The organism is Sinorhizobium kostiense, assembly GCF_017874595.1.
Taxonomy (GTDB): domain Bacteria; phylum Pseudomonadota; class Alphaproteobacteria; order Rhizobiales; family Rhizobiaceae; genus Sinorhizobium; species Sinorhizobium kostiense.
The window spans coordinates 874,916-901,439 of record NZ_JAGILA010000001.1 but is presented as its reverse complement, the minus strand read 5'-3'; the positions used below and the strand labels follow the sequence as shown (position 1 = coordinate 901,439).

Below are 26,524 nucleotides of genomic sequence, written 5' to 3'. Positions count from 1 at the left end.
ATCTTACCCTTTCAATGCGCCGAACGTCAGGCCAGTCACGATGTGCTTCTGGACGAAGCCGAGCACGATTAAGGCCGGGAGCGTGGTCAGGAACGCCATCGCCGCCATCTCGCCCCAGTTCGTTCCGGTGACCGAGACATATTCAGCAAGCGCTGTCGTCACGGTCCTTGCGTCAGCCGACGACGTTAGGGTCGCTGCGAATAGGTACTCGTTCCAGGCGAAAATCCAGGTCAGGATGAAGGTGACGGCCAACCCCGGCCGCGCCAGCGGCAGGATGACGTTGGACAGCACCTGGCCGGTTGTCGCACCATCGACCCGCGCCGCTTCGTCAAGCTCCAGCGGAATCCCGTCGAGCATGCCCTTCAAGAGCCAGATGGCGAAGGGCAGGTTGAAGACGCAATAGAGCAGGATCAGGCCAATCTTCGTGTCGAACAGCATGAAATCGCCGAACACGAACCACTTGGTGAACAGCAGGAAGAGCGGCAGCAGAAACACGGCTGGCGGCGCCATGCGGTTGGTGATCAGCCAGAAAAACACGTTGTCACCGCCGCTGATTTTGTAACGCGACAGCCCGAACGCCGCGAGCAGGCCGAGCGCGCACACCAGCGCTGCGTTCGATGTCGCCACGATCAGCGAATTCCAGAGATACTGCAGGAAGCTCGAGCTGTTCAGAACCGCCAGGAAATTGTCCCAGTAAAGATCGTCGATGAGGAACGACTTCGAATAAAGCTTCACGCGGGGGCGCATCGAAACTATCAGCATCCACCAGACCGGAAGCAGTGTCAGAATGGTCAGACATATCCAAAGGACGAAGGAGGCTATACCGGAGCGTCTCATTGTGCGCCTCCCTTGCGGCCGGTCATGGCGACGAACAGCAGCCAGCTCAGAACGATCGTGACGTAAAGCGTCAGCAGCGACATGGCCGCGCCGTAGCCGTAATCGGTCTTCGGAAAGACGTTGATCCAGATATGAAGGCCGATGAACCGGGTCGCCTCAGCCGGACCACCCTTGGTCAGCATCCAGATTTCGTCGACCGAGCGCAACGCGTCCATCAGCCGGATGAAGACGGTTGTCAGCAGCACCGGCTTCAACATCGGAACGATCACGTACCAGAAAATCTGCAGCTTGTTGCCGCCGTCGATCTGCGCCTGTTCGAGCGGTTCTTTCGGCAAGGCGGTCAGTCCCGCCATGAGCGACAGCGTGACGAACGGCGTCCAGTGCCACAGGTCCATGATGATCGCCGTGGCGAAGGCGTGATAGGCATTGGTCGAGATGTTGTAGTCGATGCCGAACCACAGTTTCACGTAATAGGGCACGATGCCGAAGCCCGGAACGCAAAGCAGCCGCCAGGTAGCGCCGACTGCAATGGGCGCGACAACGATCGGCAGTGTGTGGATCGTGCGAAAGAACTGCCGGCCCCACAGGCGGTCTGCCATCAGCGCGCGGGCCAGGACATAGCCTGACAACAGTTCGCTCACAACGACGAAGAATGCGAAGCCCAGCGTGCGCGCAAGCGAGTTCAGGAATGTCGTGTCAAAAACGAGGCTGCGATAATTCTGGAGGCCGGCCCAGCGCAGGGTGGGATCGATTGCGTTGGTGTTCCAGTCGAAGAAGCCGACATAGAGAATGTAGATGAAGGGAACGAACCCGACAACGAACAGGATTAGCGTGGCTGGTGCTAGAAACAGCCATCCGATGTTGGATTGTCTCATCCTGCGCTCCGTCAGATCGTGCTTGAGTCTTATTCGCCCGACTACCAGCGTCGCGGGCAGGCCCGCAAACCGCAGTCAGGAAAGGGGCGGCCACCTTGCTGAAGGCGACCGCCAACCGCCGGGAGGTGCGGTCTTTTACTTGCGGTAGCCGAGCTTCACGAGTTCAGCTTCGGCTGCGGTGGCGGCCTGGTCCAGCGCATCGTCCGGCTTGATCTCACCGACGATCGCTTTGTAGATGAACGGCGCGACTACCTGCAGAACTTGCGAATGGAACGGGAACGGCGGAGCTCCGGCGAACAGCTTTCCATCCTCACGCATCAGCGTGTAGTAGCCGTTCATCTTCTTATCCTGATCAACGATCTTGGGATCATCGTAGGTCGAGTTCATGACGATGCGGGAGCCGGCCAGCACCCAGTCGGTCTGCACTGAAGCCTGCCCGATATACTGCAGGAATAGCAGCGACGCGTCCTTGTTCTTGGACGAATGCGGGATGCCGAACGCGCCACCATCGTAGTAGCCGATATATCCTTTGCCGGATTCGGCTGCTTCCATGACACCCGCCTCGACCGGAGGCAATGACACTCCCACCTTGCCGACGACGGTCGATTTGCTTTCGTCTGTAGCGATCCAGGCAGCGTTTTCACCGTAGACGAGGCCTTGGGCTGCGCGGCCGGCGGCAAATGTCCCAGCAACCTCGTCCCAAGTGGACGACGTCGATTCCGGCGGCGCGTATTTCAACAGGCCGACCCAGTAGTTGAGCGCCTTCTTCGCGGCGGCGGAGTTCATCTGGCCGCCGTTAGCTTCGGTGGCCGCGAAGGTCGTGCCATTGATGCCCCAGTTGTACACGCCGAAGGTCGGCGCGATCGACTCGAAGAATTCATAGAAGGCGGCGGGGTGGCTCGACGAGGCCTGTACAGTGGTTCCCCAAAGCTCCTTGTCTGCGCCGTATTCGGTGAAGAACTTGGCGATCTGGGTATACTCGTCATGCGTCGTCGCGGGCTTCAAATCCGCACCGGTGGAATCCTTGTAGGCTTTCTGGATCGCCGGATCATCGAAAAGATCCTTGCGGTAGAGGTAAGGCTTGATGAATGCTTCCATGGGGACGCCCATGACATTGCCTGACTTCGGATCCTTGAAATAATTCAGGAAAGTGGTGAAATTCTCCGGCTTGAAGTCCGGCGAAGCGATCTTTGCATTATCGGCGAGCGTCTTGGTGATATCGACCAGGAAGTTGCGGGCGAGATACGTATATACGATGTCCTGCTCGATGTAGACGAAGTCATAGATGCCGGTATTGGCCTCCATGTCCTTGATCGCCTTGTCGTACATCTGGTCCCAAGATGTGGCCTCGAATTCGACCTTGATGCCGGTCTCTTCGGTGAATTTCGGACCGAGTACCTGCTCGACATATTTCGACGCTGGGGTCGATTCCGAGATGCCCCGGATGGTCGCGCCCTGATAGGGCTGGGCGGCAGTCTTCCACCAGGAATCCTGAGCGAGAGCGGTCGAACTCCAAACGCCAAGTGAAATGAAGCCGACGCACGCGGCTTTGACAAAACTATTCATTGTTCTCCTCCATTTGGATCGCAAAATCGGCCCGGTTGTGCGTTCTAAACTCTCCTCCGACACGCTCAACGGACCTCAATAGTTGTAGAAAGAAGGGGTGGACACAAGCGCGGCCGTTGCGCGATACTGATACTCTCATGCGCGAAATTCCGAATTTATTCACGAGTTCTTGTGTGCGTTGCACAATGTAATATTGATTGTCAGCGCAACGAGCATGGCGGAGGCACTGGAGGATGTCCGCAATGTCAGTTATTTCGCCGACGGTCGCGAGATTTGAATATGTTTTGACCGGCGCGGACGAGTCGTTCCTCTGGCGCCGCGACGACTATCCGTGGGAACGCAACGTCTGGAATTTCCACCCGGAGGTGGAGATCCACTACATTCCCAACGCCAGCGGCGTCCTACTTGCAGGCGATCATGTCGGCGCGTTCACGCCGGGCCATATCTCCGTCATCGGCAGCAACTTGCCGCACGACTGGGTGACGCCGCTCGGACCGGATGAGCGCATTCCAGGACGCGACATCGTCATCCAGTTTCTGCCGGCCAAGCTGGAGCAGGCTTCGGCCTTCCTGCCGGAACTGACGGGGCTGCGTGACTTTCTCGCCCGCGCGCAGCGGGGGCTCTCCTTCAAGGGACGGGCGCGGGAACAGGCGGAGGCGCTGATACTCGACATGGAGTTCCAGACCGGCTCGGTGCGGCTTTCAACCTTCCTGTCATTGCTCTCGCTGCTGCGGGACACTGACGAGTTCGATACCCTGTCTTCAGAGGCCTATGTGCCGGACCTGAGCTATGGTTCGCTCGAAGCCCTGCAACAGGTCTTCGCGTATCTCTTTGCCAATCTGTCGGAGGACATCCGGTTGCCGGACATGGCTCGCATGGTCGGCATGAGCGACAGCGCTTTCTCGCGATTCTTCAAGAAAAACAGCGGCCACAGCTTCACCGACCACGTCAACAAGCTTCGTATCTGGAAGGCGGGTCAGCTATTGACCGATACCTCTCTGCCGATAACGGACATCTGCTTCGAGGTGGGCTATCGCAATCTGTCATATTTCAACCGGGTGTTTCTCCGCCACCACAACTTAACACCGAGAAGATACCGGAAACTGTCCACCAACCGCAGAACCGTTCCGTTACCTCAGACGGCGACAGACCATATGCCTGTGCAGTGAGTCTAGCGATTAGGTCGTCGGGCGTTGGCGCTCTCCGCAGCGAACGACCGCCTACCACCCTTCTCCGACCTCTAACAAACTGGAGGATCGAACCCCTTGAGGACAAATATTCGTGCTGCATCGCTTACAGAATCGTCGCGCAACGCCGCCGGCGCTTGACTCCATACTCAGCTGAACACGCGAGTGTGGATATTTCTTCGTCAGAGAGCTCACCCCCGCGCACCTCAAGCGTGTCGACGTACATGGGTTTCGCCTTAAATTGATGCAATTGCCAAAACCGCAAATTTTTTAGGCAGCTATATTGCGAATTTTGCTGCACCGCATCATGATGCGGCATGACTCATCGCGACCTGACCATTCTGGTGATTGACGAGAATGCCATCCGTGCCTCGATCATCGAGGCCGGACTGCATGATGCCGGCCATAGCCGTGTCAGCGTCGTTCACGATGTCCATGGCGTCGGTCGCGTCATCGAGCGGCTGCAACCGGACGTGATCGTCATCGATCTCGAAAACCCCAATCGCGATCTCCTGGAAAGCATGTTCCAGCTCTCCCGGTCAGTCAAACGTCCGATCGCCATGTTCGTCGATCGCTCCGACAGCAGCATGATCGAGGCGGCAATCGACGCCGGTGTTTCTGCCTATGTGGTCGACGGACTGCGGCAGGAGCGGGTGAAGCCGATCCTCGACATGGCAATCAGCCGCTTCAACGCCTTCTCGCGCATGGAACGGGAACTCGCGGATGCCCGCAGCGAGCTTGCGGACCGCAAGGTCATCGACCGCGCCAAAGGAATCCTGATGAAATCGCGCGGCATCAGCGAAGAGGAGGCCTACAAGCTGCTGCGCACGACCGCGATGAACCAGAACCGCAAGATAGCCGAGATCGCACAGAGCCTGGTGCTCGCGGCGGGACTGCTGGAGGATTTTTGAATGGCTGCGACCGCCGACATCACCCTTGGCTACATGCCGCTCTTCGACAGCGCGGTTCTGATCGCGGCCGTCGAGAAGGGCTTCGCCGGCGATGAAGGCCTATCGGTGCAGCTCGTCCGGGAAACCTCCTGGGCAAACATCCGCGACCGTATCGCGGTCGGGCACTTCCAGGCGGCGCATATGCTGGCGCCGATGCCGATCGCATCCAATCTGGGTCTGACGCCGCTGTCATTGGAACTCGTGGCACCCTTCGCCCTCGGCCTCGGCGGCAATGCAGTCACGGTCTCGCGAGACCTTTGGGCTCGTATGGCTGCCGACGGCGCTGGACCCGGCGCCGACCCCAGCTCAAATGGCGCCTCGCTGAAACGCGTCGTCGAAAGCCGCCATAGATCGGGCGAGCCGTTGCTGCGATTTGCCGTCGTCCATCCTTTTTCCGGCCACAATTACGAGCTGCGCTACTGGCTTGCCGCCTGCGGCATCGACCCGGAAAAGAGCGTCGAAATCGTCGTGGTTCCGCCACCCTTGATGGCGGATGCGCTGTCGACCGGGGCGATTGACGGCTTCTGCGCCGGCGAGCCTTGGAACAGCGTTGCCGTTGCCGCCGGCGCCGGCCGCATTGCCACCACCAAAGCGTCGATCTGGCGCCTGAGCCCGGAAAAGGTGTTGGGCGTTTCGGCCCGCTTCGCCTCGGAAAACCGCCCGACGCTGGACGCGCTTCTGCGCGCGCTCTATCGCAGCTCCATCTGGTGCGGCGACCGCGCAAACCATGGGGAACTCGCGGCGCTGATGAGCGCCCCCAGCCATCTGGGCCTGCCACGCGAGGCGCTGATGCCGATCCTCACCGGACAGCTGACACTCGGCGACGGCGCGGCCGACGAGATCCCGGAGTTCTTCGTGCCGCACGCAAAGGCAGCAAGCTTCCCCTGGCAGAGCCATGCTCTCTGGTTCTACAGCCAGATGGTCCGCTGGGGCCATGTGCAACATTCGCCAGCGCAGGCCGAGCGCGCCCGCAATACTTATCGGCCGGATATCTACCGCCAGGCCCTGAAGCCGCTCGCGGCGCCGATGCCCGGAGCGAACATGAAGGTCGAAGGCGCGCTGACCGTGGCCGCCCCGGTAGGCGCCTCGGAAAAGGGCCTGGTTCTAGGACCCGACGGCTTCTTCGACGGGCGGATCTTCGATCCGGACCGGCTCGACGACTACCTCGCCAGCCAGAATTGAGGCGCCTTGCACAAGCTGCTCTATTTTTGTGCACTGCGCAAAATTTATTCAAGCAACGACTCATAGAACACCCGCCCAGCATTGGGGTGCTTCTCCTAACCTACTGAGACTCTGCGGAAATCCGCGCATCCGCAAAACTGGCACGGTTCCTGCAACGTGCTCCACGACCGCGCCCAATGGGGGGCGCTGAAGGCAAGGCTGCCAAACTGGGATCCCGTTCTCATTCGAGGGAGAGCGTGGAAGTCGGTTTGGCAGCCTTTTCTTTTGTGCCCTGAAAAGTCGCAACCGCAGGCGAACTCCCATCGCCGGCAGACAGGAGAAAAGCATGAGCAGGACTTCCACCGGTAAGATCGCGAAGTGTTCTATCGCCGCCCTGGCGGCGGCGTTCTACGCTGGTACCGCCTCATTCGCGTCGGCCGAGATGCTGGAGCTTGAAAAGGACGAGCTCAAGCTCGGCTTCATCAAGCTCACCGACATGGCGCCGTTGGCGATCGCCTATGAAAAAGGTTTCTTCGAAGATGAGGGCCTGTTCGTCACGCTCGAGCCCCAGGCCAACTGGAAAGTGCTGCTCGATCGCGTGATCACCGGCGAACTGGACGGCGCGCACATGCTCGCGGGGCAGCCGCTTGCCGCCACTATCGGCTTCGGCACCAAGGCGCATATCGTTACCCCCTTCTCCATGGACCTGAACGGCAACGGCATCACCGTCTCCAATGAGGTCTGGGCGATGATGAAGGAAAACGTTCCGGTCGGCGATGATGGCAAGCCGGTCCACCCGATCAAGGCCGACGCGCTGAAACCGGTGGTGGATCAGTTCAAGGCCCAGGGCAAGCCGTTCAATCTCGGCATGGTCTTTCCGGTTTCCACCCACAATTACGAGCTTCGCTATTGGCTGGCCGCGGGCGGCATCCACCCGGGCTTCTATTCGCCGGAAGACGTTTCGGGCCAGATCAAGGCCGATGCGCTCCTCTCGGTGACGCCGCCGCCGCAGATGCCGGCAACGCTGGAGGCGGGCACCATCCTCGGCTACAGCGTCGGCGAACCGTGGAATCAGGCCGCCGTGTTCAAGGGCATCGGCGTTCCGGTCGTTACCGATTACGAGATCTGGAAGAACAACCCGGAAAAGGTTTTCGGCCTCACCAAGGAGTTCACCGAGAAATATCCGAACACGACGCTGGCGCTCACGAAGGCGCTCATTCGGGCGGCCGAATGGCTTGACGAGAACGACAACGCCAACCGGGGCGAAGCCGTCGAAATCCTCTCACGCAGCGAGTACGTCGGCGCCGACGCAGCCGTCATCGCAAACTCGATGACCGGCACCTTCGAATACGAGAAGGGCGACAAGCGCGAGGTTCCGGACTTCAACGTCTTCTTCCGCCACTACGCCACCTACCCCTACTACTCCGATGCCGTCTGGTACCTGACGCAGATGCGCCGCTGGGGCCAGATCGCCGAGCACAAGGATGATGCCTGGTACGCGGAAACCGCAAAATCCGTCTATCTGCCCGACATCTACATGAAAGCCGCGGAGATGCTGATCGAAGAGGGCAAGGCCAGCAAGGAAGAGTTCCCCTTCGGTACCGACGGCTACAAGGCACCGACCTCCGACTTCATCGACGGAGTCTCCTACGACGGCAAAGCGCCGAACGCCTACATCGATTCGCTCAAGGTCGGGCTGAAGGGAGAGCAGACGATTTCCGGCTCCGAGGTCGTCGGCGGCTGAGCATGCGGCCGGCGGTGAAATTCGATGGCGCCGCCGGTCCCTGGACCCACATCCAACAGATGAGACGAATTCATGACTGAAGCGATCACCGTGGCCGATGCGAGACTTGCGCGACGCGAGCGCCTGTTCCAGCGGATCAACAAGGCCGGCAGCTGGCTCAACGTGCTCGGCCTTGGCTGGGTGACCCCGATCCTGCGCATCGCGGCCGGCGACAATATCGCCGAGCAGATGTCGGAGATCCGCAAGGTGCTTCTCGTGCCTCTCGCCGGCATCCTCTTCTTTCTCGCGCTCTGGGGCTTGCTGGCGCCCAAGGTCCAGACGTCGCTCGGTGCCATTCCAGGCCCGGTGGCGGTGTTCGAACAGGCGAGTGTGCTGCTGAAGGACCACTTCGCGGAACGGCAGAAAGCCGATGCCTTCTATGCCCGGCAGGACGAGCGCAACGCCAAGCTCGTCGCCGAGGGAAAGGCGCACCAGGTCAAGCATCGCGTCTTCACCGGCAAGCCCACCTATCTCGATCAGATCGCCACGTCGCTGATCACCGTCGGCCTCGGCTTCATCATCGCGACGATCGTCGCCGTGCCGGTCGGCATCGCCTCCGGCCTGTCGAAGACGATCAACGGCGCCATCAATCCGCTGATTCAGATCTTCAAGCCGGTCTCGCCGCTCGCGTGGCTGCCGATCGTCACCATGGTGGTGTCGGCTCTTTACGTCGATCCTTCGAGCCTCTTGCCGAAGTCGCTGGTGATCTCGGCCATCACAGTGACCCTCTGTTCGCTGTGGCCGACGCTGATCAACACGGCGCTCGGCGTCGCATCCATCGACAAGGACCTGGTGAATGTCGGCAAGGTGCTGCAGCTCTCCACCGCGACGACGATCCGCAAGCTGGTGCTTCCTTCCGCCCTGCCCCTGATCTTCACCGGCCTCCGCCTGTCGCTGGGCGTCGGCTGGATGGTGCTGATCGCCGCGGAGATGCTCGCGCAGAACCCCGGTCTCGGGAAGTTCGTCTGGGACGAATTCCAGAACGGTTCCTCCGAGTCGCTCGCCCGCATCATGGTCGCGGTGCTCACGATCGGCATCATCGGCTTCATGCTGGACCGCATCATGTATGCGCTGCAGTCCGCCTTTACCTTCTCGACGAACCGGTAGGAGGCGCCCCATGACTCTTGACGGGACTATTCTTGAACTGAGCGACGTCTCGAAATCCTTCGGCGAGGGCAAGTCGCTGAACGAAGTGCTTTCGGGCGCAAACCTCAAGGTGCAGGAAGGCGAATTCATCGCAATCGTCGGTTTTTCAGGCTCGGGAAAGTCCACCCTGATCTCCCTGCTCGCCGGCCTGACGGCGCCCGATAGCGGCGCCGTGCTCTTCCGCAACAAGGAAGTGTCCGGGCCGGGCCCCGAGCGCGGCGTCGTCTTCCAGTCCTATTCGCTGATGCCGTGGCTTTCGGTCCGGGCGAATGTCGCCCTCGCCGTCGATGCCGTGCATACCGGCAAGAGCAAGGCGGAACGGGCGGAGATCGTCCGGAACTACGTCGAGATGGTGGGCCTGTCGCATGCGACCGAACGGAGGCCGGCAGAGCTTTCCGGCGGCATGCGCCAGCGCGTGGCGGTCGCGAGAGCCTTGGCAATGCAGCCGGAGGTGCTGCTGCTCGACGAACCGCTGTCGGCGCTCGATGCACTGACGCGCTCGAAGCTGCAGGATGAATTCGCCGTAATCTCGTCCAAGGAGAAGAAGACCATCATCCTCATCACCAATGATGTCGATGAGGCGATCCTTCTCGCCGACCGGATCATCCCCCTGACGCCCGGACCGAAGGCGACGCTGGGCTCGAGCTTCGAGGTGAAGCTGCCGCGGCCGCGCGACCGCGCGGAAATGAACTCCAATGCCGAATTCATCCGCCTGCGCGGCGCCGTCACCGAGTATCTGATGGATCTCGGCGCCGGTCGGAGTGCCGAAGGCGCGGCCGCTGTCACCCTGCCGAACGTGGTTCCGATAACGCAGAAGCCGGCGAAGCTCCCCGACGCCTACGCGCGTAAAGCGCATTCGGCGATCGAGAAGAGCTATGTCGAGTTCTTCGAGGTCCGCAAGGTCTATCCAACGCCGAAGGGGCCGCTGACGGTCGTCGATGGTTTCAACCTCAAAATGAACAAGGGCGAATTCATCTCGATCATCGGCCATTCTGGGTGCGGCAAGTCTACCGTGCTGTCGATGATGGCCGGTCTCAATCCGATCTCGTCCGGTGGCATCATCCTCGACGGGCGCGAGATCTCGGGCGCCGGTCCGGACCGTGCGGTGGTCTTCCAGGCACCGTCGCTGCTTCCCTGGCTGACCGCGAGGGAAAACGTCGCGCTCGGTGTCGACCGCGTCTATCCCGACGCCACGGCTGCCGAGCGCCGCGACGTCGTCGAATATTATCTCCAGCGCGTCGGATTGGGCGATGCCATGCACCGTCTTGCGGCCGATCTCTCGAACGGCATGAAGCAGCGCGTCGGGATTGCCCGCGCATTCGCGCTTTCGCCGAAGCTGCTTCTCCTCGACGAGCCTTTCGGCATGCTCGACAGCCTCACCCGTTGGGAACTGCAGGAGGTGCTGATGGATGTCTGGAAGCGGACGCAGGTGACGGCGATCTGCGTCACCCACGACGTCGACGAGGCGATACTGCTCGCAGACCGGGTGGTGATGATGTCGAACGGCCCGAATGCCCGGATTGGCAACATCATGGAGGTGAACCTGCCGCGACCGCGCTCGCGCAAGGAGCTCCTGTCCCACCCCGATTACTACGCCTATCGCGAGGAACTCTTGGACTTCCTCGAGGCCTACGAAGGCGGCGCCAATCCCTCTCCCGAACATCTGGAAGCGATCCGGGCAAAGCGCGCCGCCCGAACGACGTTGTCCGCCCAGCCCCTCAAGAAACAAGCCGCGGAGTAATGGAATGACCGAGAAACTGGTGATTGTTGGCAACGGCATGGCGCCGGGGCGCATGCTGGAAGAGCTCTTCGAGAAGGCGCCCGGGCGCTACGAGGTGACGATCTTCAACGCCGAGCCACGCGTCAATTACGACCGCATCATGCTCTCGCCGGTACTGTCCGGCGAGAAGGATTACGAAGAGATCATCATCCACGGCGACGGATGGTACATCAAGCACGGCATCACCCTCTACAAGGGCCACAAGATCATCGCGATCGACCGCAAGACGAAGACGGTCACCTCCGATCACGGGGTCACGGAAAGCTACGACAAGCTGGTGATCGCCACCGGTTCGGTGCCCTTCATCATTCCGGTGCCCGGCAAGGACCTGCAGGGTGTCATCACCTATCGCGATCTCGACGACGTGCAGGCGATGCTGCTGGCTGCGCAATCCCGCGAGAAAGCGGTGGTGATCGGCGGCGGCCTGCTGGGGCTTGAGGCGGCAGCCGGCCTGAAAGCGCGTGGCATGGACGTGACCGTGTTGCACGTGATGCCGACGCTGATGGAGCGCCAGCTCGACCCCGCCGCCGGCTACCTTCTGCAAAAGGCGGTCGAGGAGCGCGGCATCAGGGTTCTGACCAAGGCGAACACCAAGCGAATCCTCGGCGAGACCAAGGTCGAGGGGATCGAGCTTGACGACGGCCGGGTCATCCCGGCGACGCTCGTGGTAATGGCGGTCGGGATTCGGCCGAATGCCGGCCTTGCCAAGGAGGCGGGCCTTGCCATCAACCGCGGCATCGTCGTCGACGCCGGCATGCAGACCTCCGACGGAGACATCATGGCGCTTGGCGAATGCGCCGAAGTTGGCGGCATGGTCTACGGACTTGTGGCGCCGCTCTATGAAATGGCACGCGTCGCAGCGTCGCATCTCGCCGGTGACCGCAGCGCCGCCTTCGTGCATTCCGATACACCGACGAAGCTCAAGGTGACCGGCATCAACCTATACTCGGTCGGCGACTTCGCCGATGGCGACGGCCGCGAGGAGATCGTGCTGCGCGACGCCACCGCCGGCATCTACAAGCGCCTGGTACTGAAAGACAATCGCATCATCGGCACGGTGCTCTACGGCGATACCGCCGACGGCGCCTGGTTCAATGACCTGTTGAAGCGCGCAACCGACATTTCCGAAATGCGCGATACCCTGATCTTCGGCCAGGCCTACCAGGGGGGTGCTCCCCTGGACCCTACGGCGGCCGTTGCAGCCTTGCCGGATGATGCGGAAATCTGCGGCTGCAACGGCGTCTGCAAGGGCAAGATCGTCTCGACGATCAAGGGCAAGGGCCTGACCTCGCTCGACGAGGTACGCGCTCACACCAAGGCATCGGCCTCCTGCGGCTCCTGCACCGGCCTTGTCGAGCAGCTGATGTCGCTCACCCTCGGCGATAGCTACAACCCGGCCGCCGTCCAGCCGATGTGCAACTGCACCGACCTCGGCCACGACGATGTCCGCCGACTGATCAAGGCGAAGAGACTGAAGACCATTCCCGCCGTCATGCAGGAGCTCGAGTGGAAGACCTCCTGCGGCTGCGCCAAATGTCGCCCGGCGCTCAACTATTATCTCGTCTGCGATTGGCCGGATGAATATGCCGACGACTACCAGTCGCGTTTCATCAACGAACGCGTCCACGCCAATATCCAGAAGGACGGGACCTATTCGGTCGTGCCGCGCATGTGGGGCGGGGTCACCAGTTCGAAGGAACTGCGCGCGATCGCCGACGTCGTCGACAAGTTCAACGTACCGCTGGTCAAGGTGACCGGCGGACAACGCATCGACCTGCTCGGCATCGAAAAAGAGGACTTGCCGGCCGTCTGGGCCGACCTCGGCAAGGCCGGCTTCGTCTCCGGCCAGGCATACGCCAAGGGCCTGCGGACGGTGAAGACCTGTGTCGGCTCCGACTGGTGCCGCTTCGGCACCCAGGACTCGACGGGGCTCGGCATCCGCATCGAGAAGTTCATGTGGGGCTCATGGACGCCGGCCAAGGTCAAGATGGCCGTCTCCGGCTGCCCGCGCAACTGTGCCGAAGCGACCTGCAAGGACGTCGGCGTCATCTGCGTCGATTCCGGATACGAGATCCACTTCGCCGGCGCCGCCGGCCTCGACATCAAGGGCACGGAGGTGCTGGGGCTCGTCAAGACCGAGGACGAGGCGCTCGAGCACATCGTCGCGCTGACCCAGATGTATCGCGAGCAGGCGCGCTATCTCGAACGTATCTACAAATGGGCGAAGCGCGTCGGCCTCGACGAGATCCGTCGGCAGATCATGGACGATGCGGAAAAGCGGAAAGCCTATTTCGAGCGCTTCGTTTTCAGCCAGAAATTCGCCCAGGTCGACCCCTGGTCGGAGCGCGTCTCCGGCAAGGACAAGCACGAGTTCCGGCCGATGGCCGTCATTCAGAAGGAAGCAGCGGAATGAACGCTCACAATCTTGCAACTGAAGCCGCGTGGATTCTGGTCGGCACAGTCGACGATATTCCACGGCAGGGTTCGCGCCGCGTCCGCAATGGCGAAACGAAAATAGCGGTCTTCAGGACAATCGATGATCGGATTTTCGCATTGGAAGACAAATGCCCGCACAAGAACGGGCCGCTCAGCGAGGGGATCGTACATGACGGTTGCGTCACCTGTCCGCTCCACAACTGGGTGATTTCGCTTGAAACCGGAGTGGCCCAAGGCGCGGACGAAGGAAGGACATCAACCTTCCCGGTCCGCATAGAGGGCCGAGAAATCTATCTCGACCTGAAAACCAACTTTGCGGCTCGCTAGTCGTTGCCGAACGCGAAAAAGGAAACGCGATGTCCTATGTAGCACCCCAGGAATTCGCCACGAAAATGATAGATGCGGGCGAGTCCAAAGTCTTCATGTCCACGAAGGACACTCTGATCCGCGCCTATATGGCCGGTGCCATCCTGGCGCTCGCAGCGGCGTTCGCGGTCACGATCACCGTCAATACCGGAGAGCCGCTGATCGGCGCGTTGCTCTTTCCGGTCGGCTTCTGCATGCTCTATCTGATGGGCTTCGATCTGCTGACCGGCGTGTTCACGCTGGCGCCGCTGGCGCTGATCGCCAAGCGGCCAGGCGTGACGATCGGCGGGGTGCTGCGCAACTGGGGCCTCGTCTTTGTCGGCAACTTTGCCGGCGCGCTGACGACCGCAGTCTTCATGGCAATCATCTTCACCATGGGCTTTTCGCAGGAGCCGAACGCGATTGGTCAAAAGATAGGAACGATCGGTGAGTCGCGGACGCTCGGCTATGCGGCGGCTGGAGCCGCTGGCATGTTGACGCTCTTTGTGCGGGCTGTCATGTGCAACTGGATGGTCTCGACCGGCGTCGTCGCGGCAATGATGTCGAACTCGGTTTCCGGCAAGGTCATTGCCATGTGGATGCCGATCCTGATCTTCTTTTATCTTGGCTTCGAGCACTCGATCGTCAACATGTATCTCTTCCCTTCAGGCATCATGCTCGGCGGTCAGTTCACCTGGATGGACTATTTCCTCTGGAATGAGATCCCGACTGTGGTCGGAAACCTCGTCGGCGGCCTTACCTTCGTCGGTGGCATGATCTACGCTACCCACTACAAGACCTCGCCGAACCGCAACGCGGCCGAAAACTCCGCCGCACGCTTTGTCGCAGCCGAGTGAACTGAACCCGTTGCCAGCCGGTCCCGCCAGAAGACAGCGGGACCGCTTCTCGTTGGGAAGAATGGATGCTTAAGTCTCTCGACCGGGGCAGGCTCACGGCCACCATCGGCCAACACTCGGCAGCGGGTCGCAAGACGATCAACCAGGATTTCTACGGCGCCATCGTTCCGAACGACGCCGCCCTTATGATGAAGGGCATCGCTCTTGCCATCGCCGATGGCATCTCCTCGAGCCCTGTCAGCCATATTGCCGCGGAGACTGCGGTCAAGAGCTTCCTGACCGACTATTACTGCACCTCCGACGCCTGGACCGTGAAGACAGCTGCGAGCCGCGTCATCGAGGCGACCAATTCCTGGCTCAACGCCCAGAACCGAGGCATCGAGGATCGCGACCACGCTCATGTGACGACGTTTTCGGCGCTCGTGCTGAAGGGACGGAGGGCTCATCTTTTTCATGTGGGCGACAGCCGCATCTGGCGTCTATCCGGCCGCAGTCTTGAACCGCTGACGACCGATCATCGCCTGGCGCCGTCGCAAAGCGAGAGCTATCTGGGCCGAGCGCTGGGGTTGCTCCCGTCCATCGAGATTGATTACCGCCGGCTGGATGTTCAGCCAGGGGACCTCTTCGTACTGACGACCGACGGCATCCACAACAGCATATCGCCCCGCAAGATCGCGGCATCCATAGCCTCCGGTACCGATCTTTCTGCGATAGCGGCCGATATCGCCACGTCGGCCTACGAAGCGGGAAGCAGTGATAATCTGACGATCCAGATCGTCCGGATCGAGAGCCTGCCTGAAGACGACCTGGAGCCGGTTTTCGATAAAGCGGATTCGCTGCCGCCGGCGCCGTTGCCCCGAGTTTCCTGTGAATTCGAGGGCTACCAGATTCACCGGCAGATCCACGCAAGCCACCGCAGCCATATCTTTCTGGCCACCGGACTGGAAACCGGCGAAACCGTGGCCCTGAAGTTTACATCGGCAGACATGCGCGAAGACGAGAACTACCTTCGCCGCTTCGCGATGGAGGAATGGATCGCGCGCCGCATCTCGAGCGCGCATGTGTTGAAGAGCCGACAGCCACTGAAGCCGCGCCGATCCCTTTACCTCGTTACCGAGTTCGTCGACGGCGAGACGCTTGCGCAATGGATGGCCGACCGGCCGCAAGCCGATTTGCGTGCCGTGCGCGATATCATCGGCCAGATCGCTGACGGCCTTCGCGCGCTCCACCGAAAGGAGATCATCCACCAGGACCTGCGCCCCGAGAACCTTATGATCGATCGAAGCGGGACAGTAAAAATCATCGATTTCGGTTCGGCCTTGGTGGCGGGCCTCAACGAGGCGGCACCAGGTGTCGACCGCGGCGACATACTCGGCACCGTACAATATGCGGCCCCGGAATATTTTGTCGGAGCCACGGGAAACGAGCAGTCGGACCTCTTCTCGGTGGGCGTGATCGCCTACCAGATGCTGACCGGCCGACTGCCTTACGGGGCGGCCGTGGCGCGAACGAGGAACCGCAAGCAGCAGCAGAAGCTGCGTTTCGGTACCTTGCGAGAGATTCGGCCGGATGTGCCGGACTGGGTGGAAGGGGCGATCCGCAAGGCAGTCCATCCCGATCCCGCCAAGCGATATCAGGCATTGTCTGAGTTCGTGTACGACCTTTCACATCCAAACCCGAAACTGGTCGGGACTCATCCGCAGTCCCTAATGGATCGCGACCCTCTGCTGTTCTGGAAATGCCTGACCATCCTCTTGAGCCTGGCGATCCTGGGATTGCTCCTGAAAGACTTCGGTTAAGGCAAAATGCCTATGTTTTAGGCACAAGATGCAAACTATTAAATCTTGTGCAATCGCGGTTTTTTTGCGAATATGGAGGAATAGTCGGGCGGCTGCAGTCGCTTTGGCACTTCTTATAATCGGTGCATCCGCAATGGAGCGGACCCACCGCCAGCCTTAAATCCAGGCGCCAGCATCGACGCTGTGTAACTCATCCATCTCCCGTAGGGTGCTTGGTTGATTGCATGGCGTTTTTTCGTTTTGGGCAGGCTCGCGACAGGGAGCGTTCTCAGACGGCGCACTCCACCTGACCCGGTGGGCAAACGAGGAATTGGTACGATCGAATGCCAGAACTGGTCCATGAGAAGAGCACAAAGACCACCTGTCCCTATTGCGGCGTCGGCTGCGGCGTCATCGCTCGCGTCGGCGATGACGGCGCGGTCGGCGTCAAGGGCGATCCCGAGCATCCGGCCAATTTCGGCCGGCTCTGCTCCAAGGGCTCGGCGCTTGCCGAAACCCTCGATCTCGATGGCCGCCTCCTCTATCCGGAGATCGGCGGCCGTCGGGCAGGCTGGGACGAAGCACTCGATCTCGTTGCCACGCGCTTCTCGCGAAGCATCGCCGAACATGGACCGGATTCCGTCGCCTTCTACGTGTCGGGGCAATTGCTGACGGAGGACTATTACATCGCCAACAAGCTGATGAAGGGCTTCATCGGCTCGGCCAATATCGACACGAACTCGCGCCTCTGCATGTCCTCGTCGGTCGCCGGCCATCGTCGCGCCTTCGGGGCGGATACGGTGCCCGGGACGTACGAGGATCTGGAACTGGCGGACCTCGTCATCCTGACCGGCTCCAACCTCGCCTGGTGCCACCCCGTCCTACATCAGCGGCTCGCCGTAGCGAAGGCGAGCCGGCCGGAGATGAAGGTCGTCGTCATCGACCCGCGCCGAACGATGACGGCTGACATCGCCGATATGCATCTGGCGATCGCGCCTGATGGCGACACGGCGCTTTTCAACGGTCTGCTCGCTCATCTCGTCAGGAGCGGCGCCGTCGATCAGAACTATATCTCGGCACACACGAAAAACTTCGTGGAAGCTTTCGCCGCGGCTTCCGCACTCGATCTGCCGGAGCTTGCAACGGCCACCGGGCTGACGCAAGCCGAATTGCGCGACTTCTACCGCCTATTCGAGACGATTGAGAAGGTCGTCACCTGCTACAGCCAAGGCGTCAATCAGTCGGTCGGCGGCACCGACAAGGTCAACGCCATCCTCAACTGTCATCTAGCGACGGGGCGCATCGGCCGGCCGGGCATGGGACCGTTCTCGCTCACCGGCCAGCCCAACGCCATGGGCGGGCGCGAAGTCGGCGGGCTGGCAAACATGCTTGCCGCCCACATGGACATCGACCAGCCGCTCCACCGCGATCTGGTACAGCGCTTCTGGGGCGCGCCGGCCCTTCCCGCCAAGCCGGGCCTAAAGGCCGTCGACATGTTCCGCGCCGTCGCCGACGGCCGGATCAAGGCGCTTTGGATCATGGCGACGAATCCGGTCGTCTCGCTGCCGGACGCCGATGCCGTCGAAGCGGCAATCAAGAACTGTCCCTTCGTCGTGGTCTCCGACATTTTGCGTGAAACCGACACGGCCCGTCACGCCCATGTGCTGCTGCCTTCGCTCGGTTGGGGAGAGAAGGACGGCACCGTGACGAATTCCGAGCGGCGCATCTCGCGCCAGCGCGCCTTTCTCGCCGCACCGGGCGAGGCCCGCGCCGACTGGTGGCAGCTCGCCGAGGTCGGCCGCCGCATGGGTTTTGGCCAAGCCTTCGCCCATACCTCTCCAGCCGAGGTCTTCGCCGAACACGCCGCGCTTTCCGGATTCGAGAACGATGGTGGCCGCGACTTCGACATCAGCGCCCATGCGGCGATCGACCGGGAGAGCTATGACGATCTCCTGCCGTTCCAGTGGCCGCAGCCGAACGGCGCCGCGCGTCAGGAGAAGCGCTTCTTCGCAGATGGCGGATTTTACCATCCGGATGGCCGCGCCCGTTTCGTCGCTGTCGAAGCTCGAATGGCGAAAGCCGCTAGCGATGCTCTTCCGTTCACGCTGAATACCGGCCGGGTGCGCGACCACTGGCACACCATGACCCGTACCGGCAAGAGCGCCCGGCTCTCCGGCCATCTCGCCGAGCCCTTCGTGGAGATTCATCCGCGCGATGCCCAGGAGATCGGGGTGGCCGATGCCGATCTCGTGATGATCGAAAGCCCTTACGGGCGGGTGATCGTGCGCGCACTCGTCACCGAACGCCAGGCCGAACGCAATCTTTTCGTGCCGATGCATTGGAACGATCAATTTGCCGCGAAGGCGCGCATCGACGCGCTCGTTGCTCCGGTCACCGACCCTTATTCCGGCCAGCCTGCTTCGAAGAACGTGGCGGTCCGCGCCGCGCCCTTTGCCGCCAGCGCATACGGCTTCGCGGTCTCGGCTGAGAAGCCGGTGGCGCTCGATGCATCCTACTGGGCGATCGCCAAAGCCGATGGCGGCTGGCGGATGGAACTCGCCTTTGCCGATGATGAGAGCGATTGGATCGGCTGGTGCCGTCAGGCCTTTTCCATCCCGGCGGAGATCGAGCCGATTGGTTACACCGACCGGACCTCGGGCGAGTTGCGCCTCGCATTCTTCGACGAGGACAGGCTTTTGGCTGCGCTCTTCCTTTCGCCGCGCCCCGTCGCCGTCGCACGCAACTGGGCGGTGTCGCAGCTGAGCGTTTCGCATGCCAACCTCGGCAAGCGCTTCGCCGTGGCGGCCGGGCGTCCCGGTGCCGATAAACCGGATCCAGGCGCGACCGTCTGTTCCTGCTTCAGCATCGGCGTGAACCAGATCACCGCTGCCATCCGCGACGGCTGCCACAGCGTCGAGGCGGTCGGCGAGAAGCTTAGCGCCGGTACAAACTGCGGCTCCTGCCGCGCAGAAATCAGGGGAATCATCCATGCGTGTCTTGCCGCCGCCGCCGAATGACAGCCCGCAGCGCGTCGCCGCGCTCGCAACGCTACCGCTCTTCTTCTCCCTGGCGCACAAGCGGGTCGTCGTCGCCGGCGGCAGCGACGCGGCCGCCTGGAAGGCGGAACTCATCGCCGCCTCCGGCGCGGAGGTCCATCTCTACGCGCCGCGCGGGGAATCAAGCGAAGGTCTTGTCGACCTCGTCGCGCGCGGCGCGGCGCATGTCAGCGGCCGTATCATCCATCACGACGAGCATTGGCACGACGGCATTTTCGAAGGCGCCGCCCTGGCGATCGCTGATTGTGAGGACGAGGGCGAGGCGGAAGCCTTCTTCGACGCGGCACGGGCGGCTGGCGTCCCGGTGAACGTAATCGACAAGCCCGCCTTCTGCCAATTCCAATTCGGATCGATCGTCAACCGCTCCCCCGTCGTCGTGGCGATTTCGACCGACGGTGCCGCACCGATCCTCGCCCAGGCGATCCGCAGGCGGATCGAGACGCTGCTGCCGCCGGCAATCAAGCGCTGGGCGACGATTGCGCAGGCGGTCCGCGGCCGGGTGAACGCACGCCTCGATCCCGGTGCGGCACGCCGCAGCTTCTGGGAGCATTTCGTGGACCGGGCCTTTCTGGACACACCGGAGGAGGGTGTGGAGACGCGGCTGATGGCGGAGATGGATCGTCTGGCGAAGTCCGTTCCCGCCATCGGCCGCGTCACCATTGTCGGCGCCGGCCCGGGCGAGGCGGAACTGCTGACGCTCAAGGCCGTGCGCGCCCTGCAGGCCGCCGACGTCATTCTTTACGATGAGCGAATCTCGACCGACGTGCTCGAACTCGCCCGCCGTGAAGCCAAGCGCATTCTTGTCCGGGACCCGGACCGAGGCGACCGTTTGGCAGCCCTGGCCAGGGCGGGCAAACGCGTCGTGCGACTTCAGGCGGGAAATCCGTTGGCCGATACCGCAACCCTGGAGGAGAGTGCAAGGCTCGAAGGTCTCGGCATTGGCGCCGAAATCATTGCGGGTGTCGATGCCGACCGGTACCCGACAAGCACCGGACTCGGCGAGGCCATTCGGCCGCAGTGGCAGCGGCGCCCGACGCGGGCCGGGGGAACATGGCCAGTCACTGAGTAGGCTTCGAACTAGTGCATGCGGCCTCAAGACGGTCGAGGAAAGGCCGCTGCGCGGGGTTGATCTTCTCGCGCGCCTCCGACAACGTAAACCAGCCAGCGCGATCGACCTCGGGAAAGGGCTGCTTTCGGCCGCTACGCGGAGGCCACTCGATCTCGAACATATTGCTTCTGAGGCGCTCTATATCGAGATCGCTCTCGGCCGCATAGGCAACGATAAGCTTGCCGCTTTTCAGCCGCGCCCCGCCTAGAGGCGTCAGGGCCCCCATGACTGCAACTCCCGTCTCTTCCAAAAATTCTCGCCGGGCCGCCGCCTCAGGCTCCTCGTCCGGGTCGTATTCGCCCTTCGGGATCGACCATGCGCCGAGATCGCGATTACTCCAGAAGGGACCGCCGGGATGGACGAGCAGGACAAGAAGCCGCTCGGCGTCGAATTTGTAGAGCAGAATGCCAGCGCTCGTCTTCGGCATATGCGATCCTCAGTTGCCGCAGTCCATGCTGTTTGAGCAGGCCGCATTTGTTAAGGTTTCACGGCATGGACCGGAAATGCGCGCTATCATCAAAGCCGTGCACTATAGTGGCGAGATCGCATCCTGGGAAAGGGCGAGATGATGCGAGCCATGGTCCTTGAGAAAATCGGCAAGCCGCTGGTGCCGGTCGAGCGGCCACTTCCCGAACCGCTTGCCGGACAGATACGGCTGAGCGTCGAAGCATGCGCCGTCTGTCGCACGGACCTCCACATTATCGATGGCGAATTGCCGCAACCGAAGCTGCCGCTCGTTCCCGGTCACGAGATCGTCGGGCTGATCGAGGCGGTCGGCGACGGCGTCGACCCGGCAAGGATCGGCCGCCGTGCCGGCGTGCCGTGGCTCGGCCATAGCTGCGGCACATGCTCTTATTGCCGCTCCGGCGCGGAAAACCTGTGCGACGCCCCTTTGTTTACCGGCTATACGCAAGACGGCGGTTTCGCGACGGCTGTCGTTGCCGATGCCGACTATGCCTTCGATCTCGATTCGGCGGCCGATCCAGTGGCGCTCGCGCCGCTGCTTTGCGCGGGGCTGATCGGCTGGCGATCGCTGAAGCGGGCGGGTGACGTCCGGAGGATCGGCATCTACGGCTTTGGCGCCGCCGCCCACATCGTTGCTCAGGTCTGCGTTTGGCAGGGGAGGAAGGTTTACGCCTTCACCCGCCCGGGCGACATCGCCGCACAAGACTTCGCGCTCGAGCTTGGTGCCGCCTGGGCCGGCGCATCGGACCAGGCGCCACCGGAGCCTTTGGACGCAGCGATCATCTTCGCGCCGGTCGGGCGCCTCGTGCCGGCAGCACTGAAGGCGGTGCGAAAGGGCGGCCGCGTCGTCTGCGGCGGCATCCATATGAGTGACATTCCGGCGATGCCCTATGCGCTGCTCTGGGGCGAGCGCGAGCTCGTTTCGGTCGCCAACCTCACACGCGAAGACGCCCGCGAGTTCCTCGACATCGCCGCGAAGGCCGGGGTGCATACCCGCACGACGGTCTATCCTCTCGAGCAGGCAAATTCTGCGCTCGACGACCTGCGCAGCGGCAGCCTGAATGGCGCCGCGGTGCTCGTGCCCTGACGGAGCAGGCTGGGGCCCTTGATTCCTTGACGGGGATCAATGACCGGAAATGCCGGCGACCTACCATGATGTGAATGCTGTCACTGCTTCAATCTTCGAAAGGACGCTCGAAATGACGTACAAGACCATTCTCAGCGTGATCGGTACGGACAATTACCAGAGTGATCTGCGCGCCGCGGCCGATATGTGCATGATGAAAGGTGCGCATCTGACGGTGCTGGTGGTCAAACTGGCCGCGCCGCCGCCGCTCGGCGATTATGCTGCCACCATGTCGGAAGCGTGGTTCGATGAGCGCGAAAGGGACCTCACCGAGCTCCGCAAGGGAGTCGAAGGCGCAAAGGCCGTCCTGGCGGGAACGGGGGTCTCGTTCCAGGTCGACAGCGTCTACTCGGAATTCGCGTGGGCTGACAACGAGATCGGCGAGCGCGCCCGCTACGCCGATCTGACATTGATCGGGACTGGCCTCGCGTTCAATCCGGAACTGCGCTCCCGCACCGTCAACGGCGCCCTCTTCAACTCGGGTCGCCCTGTGCTCCTGGTGCCGAAGGGTCGCAGTGCGAGCCTCAATCCGAAGAAAGTCCTCGTCGCCTGGAATTCCCATATCGAAGCTGCGCGCGCGGTGCGCGAAGCGCTGGAGCCCATGAGCGGCGCCGAGATCGTCCATGTCACCATGGTCGATCCCGAGGGATCCCCAGCAAGGAACGGCGAGGAACCGGGCGCCGACGTCGCAGCCTATCTTGCCCGCCACGGCATAAACGTCACCGTGGACCGCTTGCCGGGGTCGGGCCGCCGGGTGGAGGAAGTGATCAATCAGCACGCGCTCTCCATTGGAGCCGATCTCATCGTCATGGGCGCCTACGGCCACTCGCGCATGCGCGAGCGGATTTTCGGCGGCGTCACGAAGTCGATGATCGACACGGCGGCGGCACCGGTGCTGATGATGCATTGACACTTGGTTCGATGCGGGCATCCGGCCCGACCGCCAGCTGGAACGAGGGCGATTCACTCCAACGGTCATTTCTCCGACAAACATCATTCTGTCCCTTCATTGTGGGCGCCTGATGCTTTATTTTGTGAACGCCTAGCGCATCGACCCTTGAGGTGGCTCAAGGGGCGCGAACTTCGCGAGGTTCTCGGGACCATCGGCTCGAGATTGATGCGGATCAAAGAGAGAGAACCCCGGCCAAGCTACGGTGCTGCGAGGATGGGAGGTACATGGCACCAAGGGTCATTTGGCCGATGTCCTTGAAGATTTTGCAGCCGGGTGGAGATCGCCTGACGTCAATGCGCCAACGCATGCGAGCGCATCCCGCAGCGCCGCGCGTCTTATCAGGCCCGCAAAGGTCGCTGTAGCACTTTGAATTGCTGCATGTCTTTGTCCTCAAATCAATTTGAGGAGAGATGCAGTCTCATGAGATGAACAGTCGTCATTCGTCGTTCCGGTTGCCGTAAAGGGCGACAGAAGCTGCGGAAAGAGGAGTTGCCTTCATGCCCAAGAAAACTACGGAGAATCTCACCTCGCCGTTTTGGCCGCAATTACCGGCGCCCGTCGACGGACGGATGTTCCTGCTGCCGATGGCCCATTTCCAGTCAGCAGCATTGCAGGCTTCCCTGCGTTTCCAAACGGAAATGCTGAACTTCATGAAAAGCCGCACCGAGCACCACATGCGGTTCTGGGAGGACATGCTCAGCTCCGATTATGCACGCGACGGCTTCGATCTGTACTGCGCGTTTTGGCGGGACGCGTTCCAGGACTACTCCGACGAGGCTGAGCGCCTGACGCGGATAGGTACGGACGTGGCGGCCGAAACGGCAAAGCAGGTCCGCGAAGATCAAGAAGAACTGACCGAGGATGTCGCGAGGAAAATGGTGATGTGATATCAAAGGCGGCCGCCACTCGTCATCCGACGGCATAGTGGACGGCCGTTCCTGCGGATACAGCCAGGACCGACGCCACGCCCAGAGGAACCCAATAAGCGGCAACTCCGGACGACAGGACAGCAACGAAGAGCCGGCCCGCGGCATTGGCAGCGGCCGCAGCGAGTACTGCGCGGCTGATGATCTCCGCAGGTAGCCCGTGGCTGGTCGCGCGTAACGCGCTCAGGACAGCGACATCGACGTCGAATGTCCCAGACAGGGCGGAGACGACGATGAGGCTGTCATTGCCGACGTGCGCCACCAGCGCTGCGCCACCGGTGGCCGTTAGCGCGAATAGCATGGCGAAGACGAGAAGCGGCACCAGTTCGAAGGGATTGCGCGCGCTTACCGCCTGGGCGCTCGGAGCGAGCCCGCGCACCATCAAGAGATTACCCACAAGCGCAAAGACTACGACGGCCGCCAGGAGGACAGGCGCAATTTGGGGAAGAACCGACGGGGCGAGCACCATGGCTAGTCCCATCACCCGCAGAAGCGACACCACGGCGGCGAGGCTTGCCACGCCCGCCAGCGGCAGCGCGCTTTCGCCGCTCCTGGCCTTGTGACCGAAGCTCGCAGTGACGGCCGTCGAAGAGACGAGAGCGCCGGAGAGGCCGCTGATCAGCAGCCCCCGTGCCGAACCGAACAGGCGCACGGCGATATATCCCATGAAGGATATCGCTGCGCTCAAGACGGTGAAGAACCAGATGTCCCAGGGATTGAAGCCACCCCATGGGTCGATTGCTCGATCCGGTATCAGCGGGAGGCCGATCGCCGTCATGACGGAGAGCACGAGCGCTGAGCGAAGCTCGATCCACGTCAGGCGCTTCAATAGCTTGTGGAGAACCTCGCGGCTCGCCAACATTGCCGCGAGACCGGCACCGCCGGCCGCCGCCGCGCGATAGTCGCCAGCAACCGCCAGCCCGCCGAGTGCGAAAACCGCGAGGGCAGAAACGACGCCGGTGACGCTGAAGTCTTCGTCGTGACGTGCCTCGCGCATCTTGAACCATGCAAATGCAACCGCAAAACCGAGGAATCCCGCGGCAAAGATGAAGTGTCCACCCTGCTCTGTCGCAAGCGCTCCGAATATACCGCCGAGCAGGCCGGAGATCCCAAACGTCCTGATGCCTGCCGTGCGGCTCCCCTCCGGAGCATCGCGCTCGCGCCATCCCCGTTCGAGACCAACCAGAAGGCCGATCGCGAGAGCTAGACCGATTCTTGGAATAAGCCCTTCAACCACAGCTTCAGTCCTCTGTTCGGTGATCGATCGCAATGCAGAACATCTTGCATCGCGAGAACTGATATCCTCCCTTTTTCTAAGCTGGCCGCAGTGATCAAAGTCAAAACAAAGATCTGAAGCGCATCGCACGCATAGGTTCCCACAGGACGCCCCTTCGGACATCCCTCATACAATCGGCGCTATTCGGAAGAGTGCGCCTTGGGTGGGAGCATGTTGGCAAGCTCCATCGGGAAGGGAAAAATGACCGTCGAATTCTTCTCGCCGGCAATGACATTCAGGGTGCTCAGGTAGCGCAATTGCATCGCCTGGGGCTGGCGGGCAAGGATTTCCGCCGCCTCGAGCAGCTTTGCCGCCGCCTGCTGCTCGCCCTCGGCATTGATGACCTTGGCTCGCCGCTCCCGCTCGGCCTCCGCCTGGCGGGCGATCGCCCGGATCATCGACTCGTTGATGTCGACATGCTTGATCTCGACGGTCGCAACCTTGATACCCCAAGCGTCGGTCTGGACGTCGAGTATCTTCTGAATGTCGTCGTTGAGACGATCGCGTTCGGCCAGCATCTCGTCGAGATCGTGTTTGCCGAGCACGGAGCGGAGCGTGGTCTGGGCGAGTTGGCTCGTCGCCATCATGAAATCCTCGACCTGGATCGTCGACTTCTCCGCGTCGATGACCCGGAAATAGATGACCGCGCTAACGCGCACGGAGACGTTATCATGAGAAATCACATCCTGGCTCGGCACGTCTAACACGCGGGTTCTCAAATCTACGCGCACCATCTGTTGCACATAGGGAAGAAGGAGGATGAGCCCCGGACCCTTGACGCCAGTGAAGCGGCCGAGCGTGAAAATGACGCCGCGCTCATATTCCCTGAGGATCCGGATCGCATAGGCGATGATAACCAGCAGAATGAACAGCGCCGCCAGCAGCGGGACAAGACTTCCAAACAAGGGCATCGG

Annotated in this window: 21 protein-coding genes; 15 read left to right on the top strand and 6 right to left on the bottom strand. The window is 61.8% G+C overall.

Annotation, left to right across the window (positions count from 1 at the left end; genetic code table 11):
• Positions 1-3 precede the first annotated feature (3 nt).
• The 3 genes from J2Z31_RS04030 to J2Z31_RS04020 all read right to left on the bottom strand — a co-directional run bounded on the left by J2Z31_RS04030 (position 4) and on the right by J2Z31_RS04020 (position 3,278).
• On the bottom strand, positions 4-837 hold the full coding sequence (locus tag J2Z31_RS04030) for a carbohydrate ABC transporter permease (protein ID WP_209600579.1): 834 nt from the start codon (positions 835-837) through the stop codon (positions 4-6).
• Positions 834-1,712, bottom strand: a complete 879-nt coding sequence (locus tag J2Z31_RS04025; RefSeq protein ID WP_209600578.1) for a carbohydrate ABC transporter permease — start codon at positions 1,710-1,712, stop codon at positions 834-836. The genes J2Z31_RS04030 and J2Z31_RS04025 overlap by 4 nt, the downstream gene beginning before the upstream one ends.
• A gap of 135 nt (positions 1,713-1,847) precedes the next feature.
• Positions 1,848-3,278, bottom strand: coding sequence for an extracellular solute-binding protein (locus tag J2Z31_RS04020; RefSeq protein WP_209600577.1), 1,431 nt, complete (start codon positions 3,276-3,278; stop codon positions 1,848-1,850).
• Between the two features lie 242 nt (positions 3,279-3,520).
• On the opposite strand from J2Z31_RS04020, the gene J2Z31_RS04015 reads away from it, so the two are divergent.
• The 12 genes from J2Z31_RS04015 (at position 3,521) to J2Z31_RS03960 (ending at position 20,826) form a co-directional block, all read left to right on the top strand.
• Positions 3,521-4,447, top strand: a complete 927-nt coding sequence (locus tag J2Z31_RS04015; RefSeq protein ID WP_209600576.1) for an AraC family transcriptional regulator — start codon at positions 3,521-3,523, stop codon at positions 4,445-4,447.
• A 335-nt stretch (positions 4,448-4,782) separates the two neighbouring features.
• Positions 4,783-5,376 carry an ANTAR domain-containing response regulator gene (locus tag J2Z31_RS04010; RefSeq protein ID WP_209600575.1) on the top strand — a complete coding sequence of 198 codons (594 nt, stop codon included), beginning with the start codon at positions 4,783-4,785 and terminating at the stop codon, positions 5,374-5,376.
• Entirely contained in the window at positions 5,377-6,597 is a 1,221-nt protein-coding gene (locus J2Z31_RS04005) for a CmpA/NrtA family ABC transporter substrate-binding protein (RefSeq protein WP_209600574.1), read from the top strand.
• A gap of 325 nt (positions 6,598-6,922) precedes the next feature.
• Positions 6,923-8,320 (top strand): CmpA/NrtA family ABC transporter substrate-binding protein, encoded by a 1,398-nt coding sequence (locus J2Z31_RS04000; RefSeq protein WP_209600573.1) that lies wholly within the window; start codon positions 6,923-6,925, stop codon positions 8,318-8,320.
• 72 nt (positions 8,321-8,392) lie between these two features.
• Complete coding sequence (locus J2Z31_RS03995) at positions 8,393-9,466, top strand: ABC transporter permease (RefSeq protein WP_209600572.1); 1,074 nt, start codon at positions 8,393-8,395, stop codon at positions 9,464-9,466.
• Between the two features lie 10 nt (positions 9,467-9,476).
• Positions 9,477-11,246 (top strand): ABC transporter ATP-binding protein, encoded by a 1,770-nt coding sequence (locus tag J2Z31_RS03990; protein ID WP_209600571.1) that lies wholly within the window; start codon positions 9,477-9,479, stop codon positions 11,244-11,246.
• A 4-nt stretch (positions 11,247-11,250) separates the two neighbouring features.
• Positions 11,251-13,698, top strand: coding sequence for a nitrite reductase large subunit NirB (gene nirB, locus J2Z31_RS03985; RefSeq protein WP_209600570.1), 2,448 nt, complete (start codon positions 11,251-11,253; stop codon positions 13,696-13,698).
• Positions 13,695-14,048, top strand: coding sequence for a nitrite reductase small subunit NirD (gene nirD, locus J2Z31_RS03980; protein WP_209600569.1), 354 nt, complete (start codon positions 13,695-13,697; stop codon positions 14,046-14,048). Before nirB ends, nirD begins: the two co-directional genes overlap by 4 nt.
• Positions 14,049-14,077: 29 nt before the next feature.
• Positions 14,078-14,923, top strand: coding sequence for a formate/nitrite transporter family protein (locus tag J2Z31_RS03975; protein WP_209600568.1), 846 nt, complete (start codon positions 14,078-14,080; stop codon positions 14,921-14,923).
• Positions 14,924-14,988: 65 nt separating this feature from the next.
• Complete coding sequence (locus J2Z31_RS03970) at positions 14,989-16,722, top strand: bifunctional protein-serine/threonine kinase/phosphatase (protein WP_209600567.1); 1,734 nt, start codon at positions 14,989-14,991, stop codon at positions 16,720-16,722.
• 323 nt (positions 16,723-17,045) lie between these two features.
• The gene (locus tag J2Z31_RS03965; protein WP_209600566.1) at positions 17,046-19,718 is read left to right on the top strand and encodes a nitrate reductase; all 2,673 of its coding nucleotides are present in this window, start codon (positions 17,046-17,048) and stop codon (positions 19,716-19,718) included.
• Positions 19,690-20,826 (top strand): SAM-dependent methyltransferase, encoded by a 1,137-nt coding sequence (locus J2Z31_RS03960; protein WP_209600565.1) that lies wholly within the window; start codon positions 19,690-19,692, stop codon positions 20,824-20,826. Before J2Z31_RS03965 ends, J2Z31_RS03960 begins: the two co-directional genes overlap by 29 nt.
• Here the strand turns inward: J2Z31_RS03960 and J2Z31_RS03955 are convergent.
• Complete coding sequence (locus J2Z31_RS03955; RefSeq protein WP_209600564.1) at positions 20,816-21,292, bottom strand: NUDIX domain-containing protein; 477 nt, start codon at positions 21,290-21,292, stop codon at positions 20,816-20,818. The two genes, J2Z31_RS03960 and J2Z31_RS03955, sit on opposite strands and share 11 nt — an antisense overlap.
• 141 nt (positions 21,293-21,433) lie before the next feature.
• Between J2Z31_RS03955 and J2Z31_RS03950 the strand changes: the two genes are divergently transcribed.
• The 3 genes from J2Z31_RS03950 (at position 21,434) to J2Z31_RS03940 (ending at position 24,295) form a co-directional block, all read left to right on the top strand.
• The gene (locus J2Z31_RS03950) at positions 21,434-22,417 is read left to right on the top strand and encodes a zinc-dependent alcohol dehydrogenase family protein (protein ID WP_209601057.1); all 984 of its coding nucleotides are present in this window, start codon (positions 21,434-21,436) and stop codon (positions 22,415-22,417) included.
• A gap of 112 nt (positions 22,418-22,529) precedes the next feature.
• The gene (locus tag J2Z31_RS03945) at positions 22,530-23,366 is read left to right on the top strand and encodes a universal stress protein (protein WP_209600563.1); all 837 of its coding nucleotides are present in this window, start codon (positions 22,530-22,532) and stop codon (positions 23,364-23,366) included.
• A gap of 539 nt (positions 23,367-23,905) precedes the next feature.
• Positions 23,906-24,295 carry a phasin family protein gene (locus J2Z31_RS03940; protein WP_209600562.1) on the top strand — a complete coding sequence of 130 codons (390 nt, stop codon included), beginning with the start codon at positions 23,906-23,908 and terminating at the stop codon, positions 24,293-24,295.
• A gap of 22 nt (positions 24,296-24,317) precedes the next feature.
• Here J2Z31_RS03940 and J2Z31_RS03935 read toward each other — a convergent pair whose 3' ends face one another.
• Together J2Z31_RS03935 and J2Z31_RS03930 are read right to left on the bottom strand one after the other, a co-directional pair.
• Positions 24,318-25,571, bottom strand: a complete 1,254-nt coding sequence (locus J2Z31_RS03935; protein WP_328243168.1) for an MgtC/SapB family protein — start codon at positions 25,569-25,571, stop codon at positions 24,318-24,320.
• Positions 25,572-25,750: 179 nt separating this feature from the next.
• Complete coding sequence (locus tag J2Z31_RS03930) at positions 25,751-26,521, bottom strand: slipin family protein (RefSeq protein ID WP_209600560.1); 771 nt, start codon at positions 26,519-26,521, stop codon at positions 25,751-25,753.
• Positions 26,522-26,524: the final 3 nt, after the last annotated feature.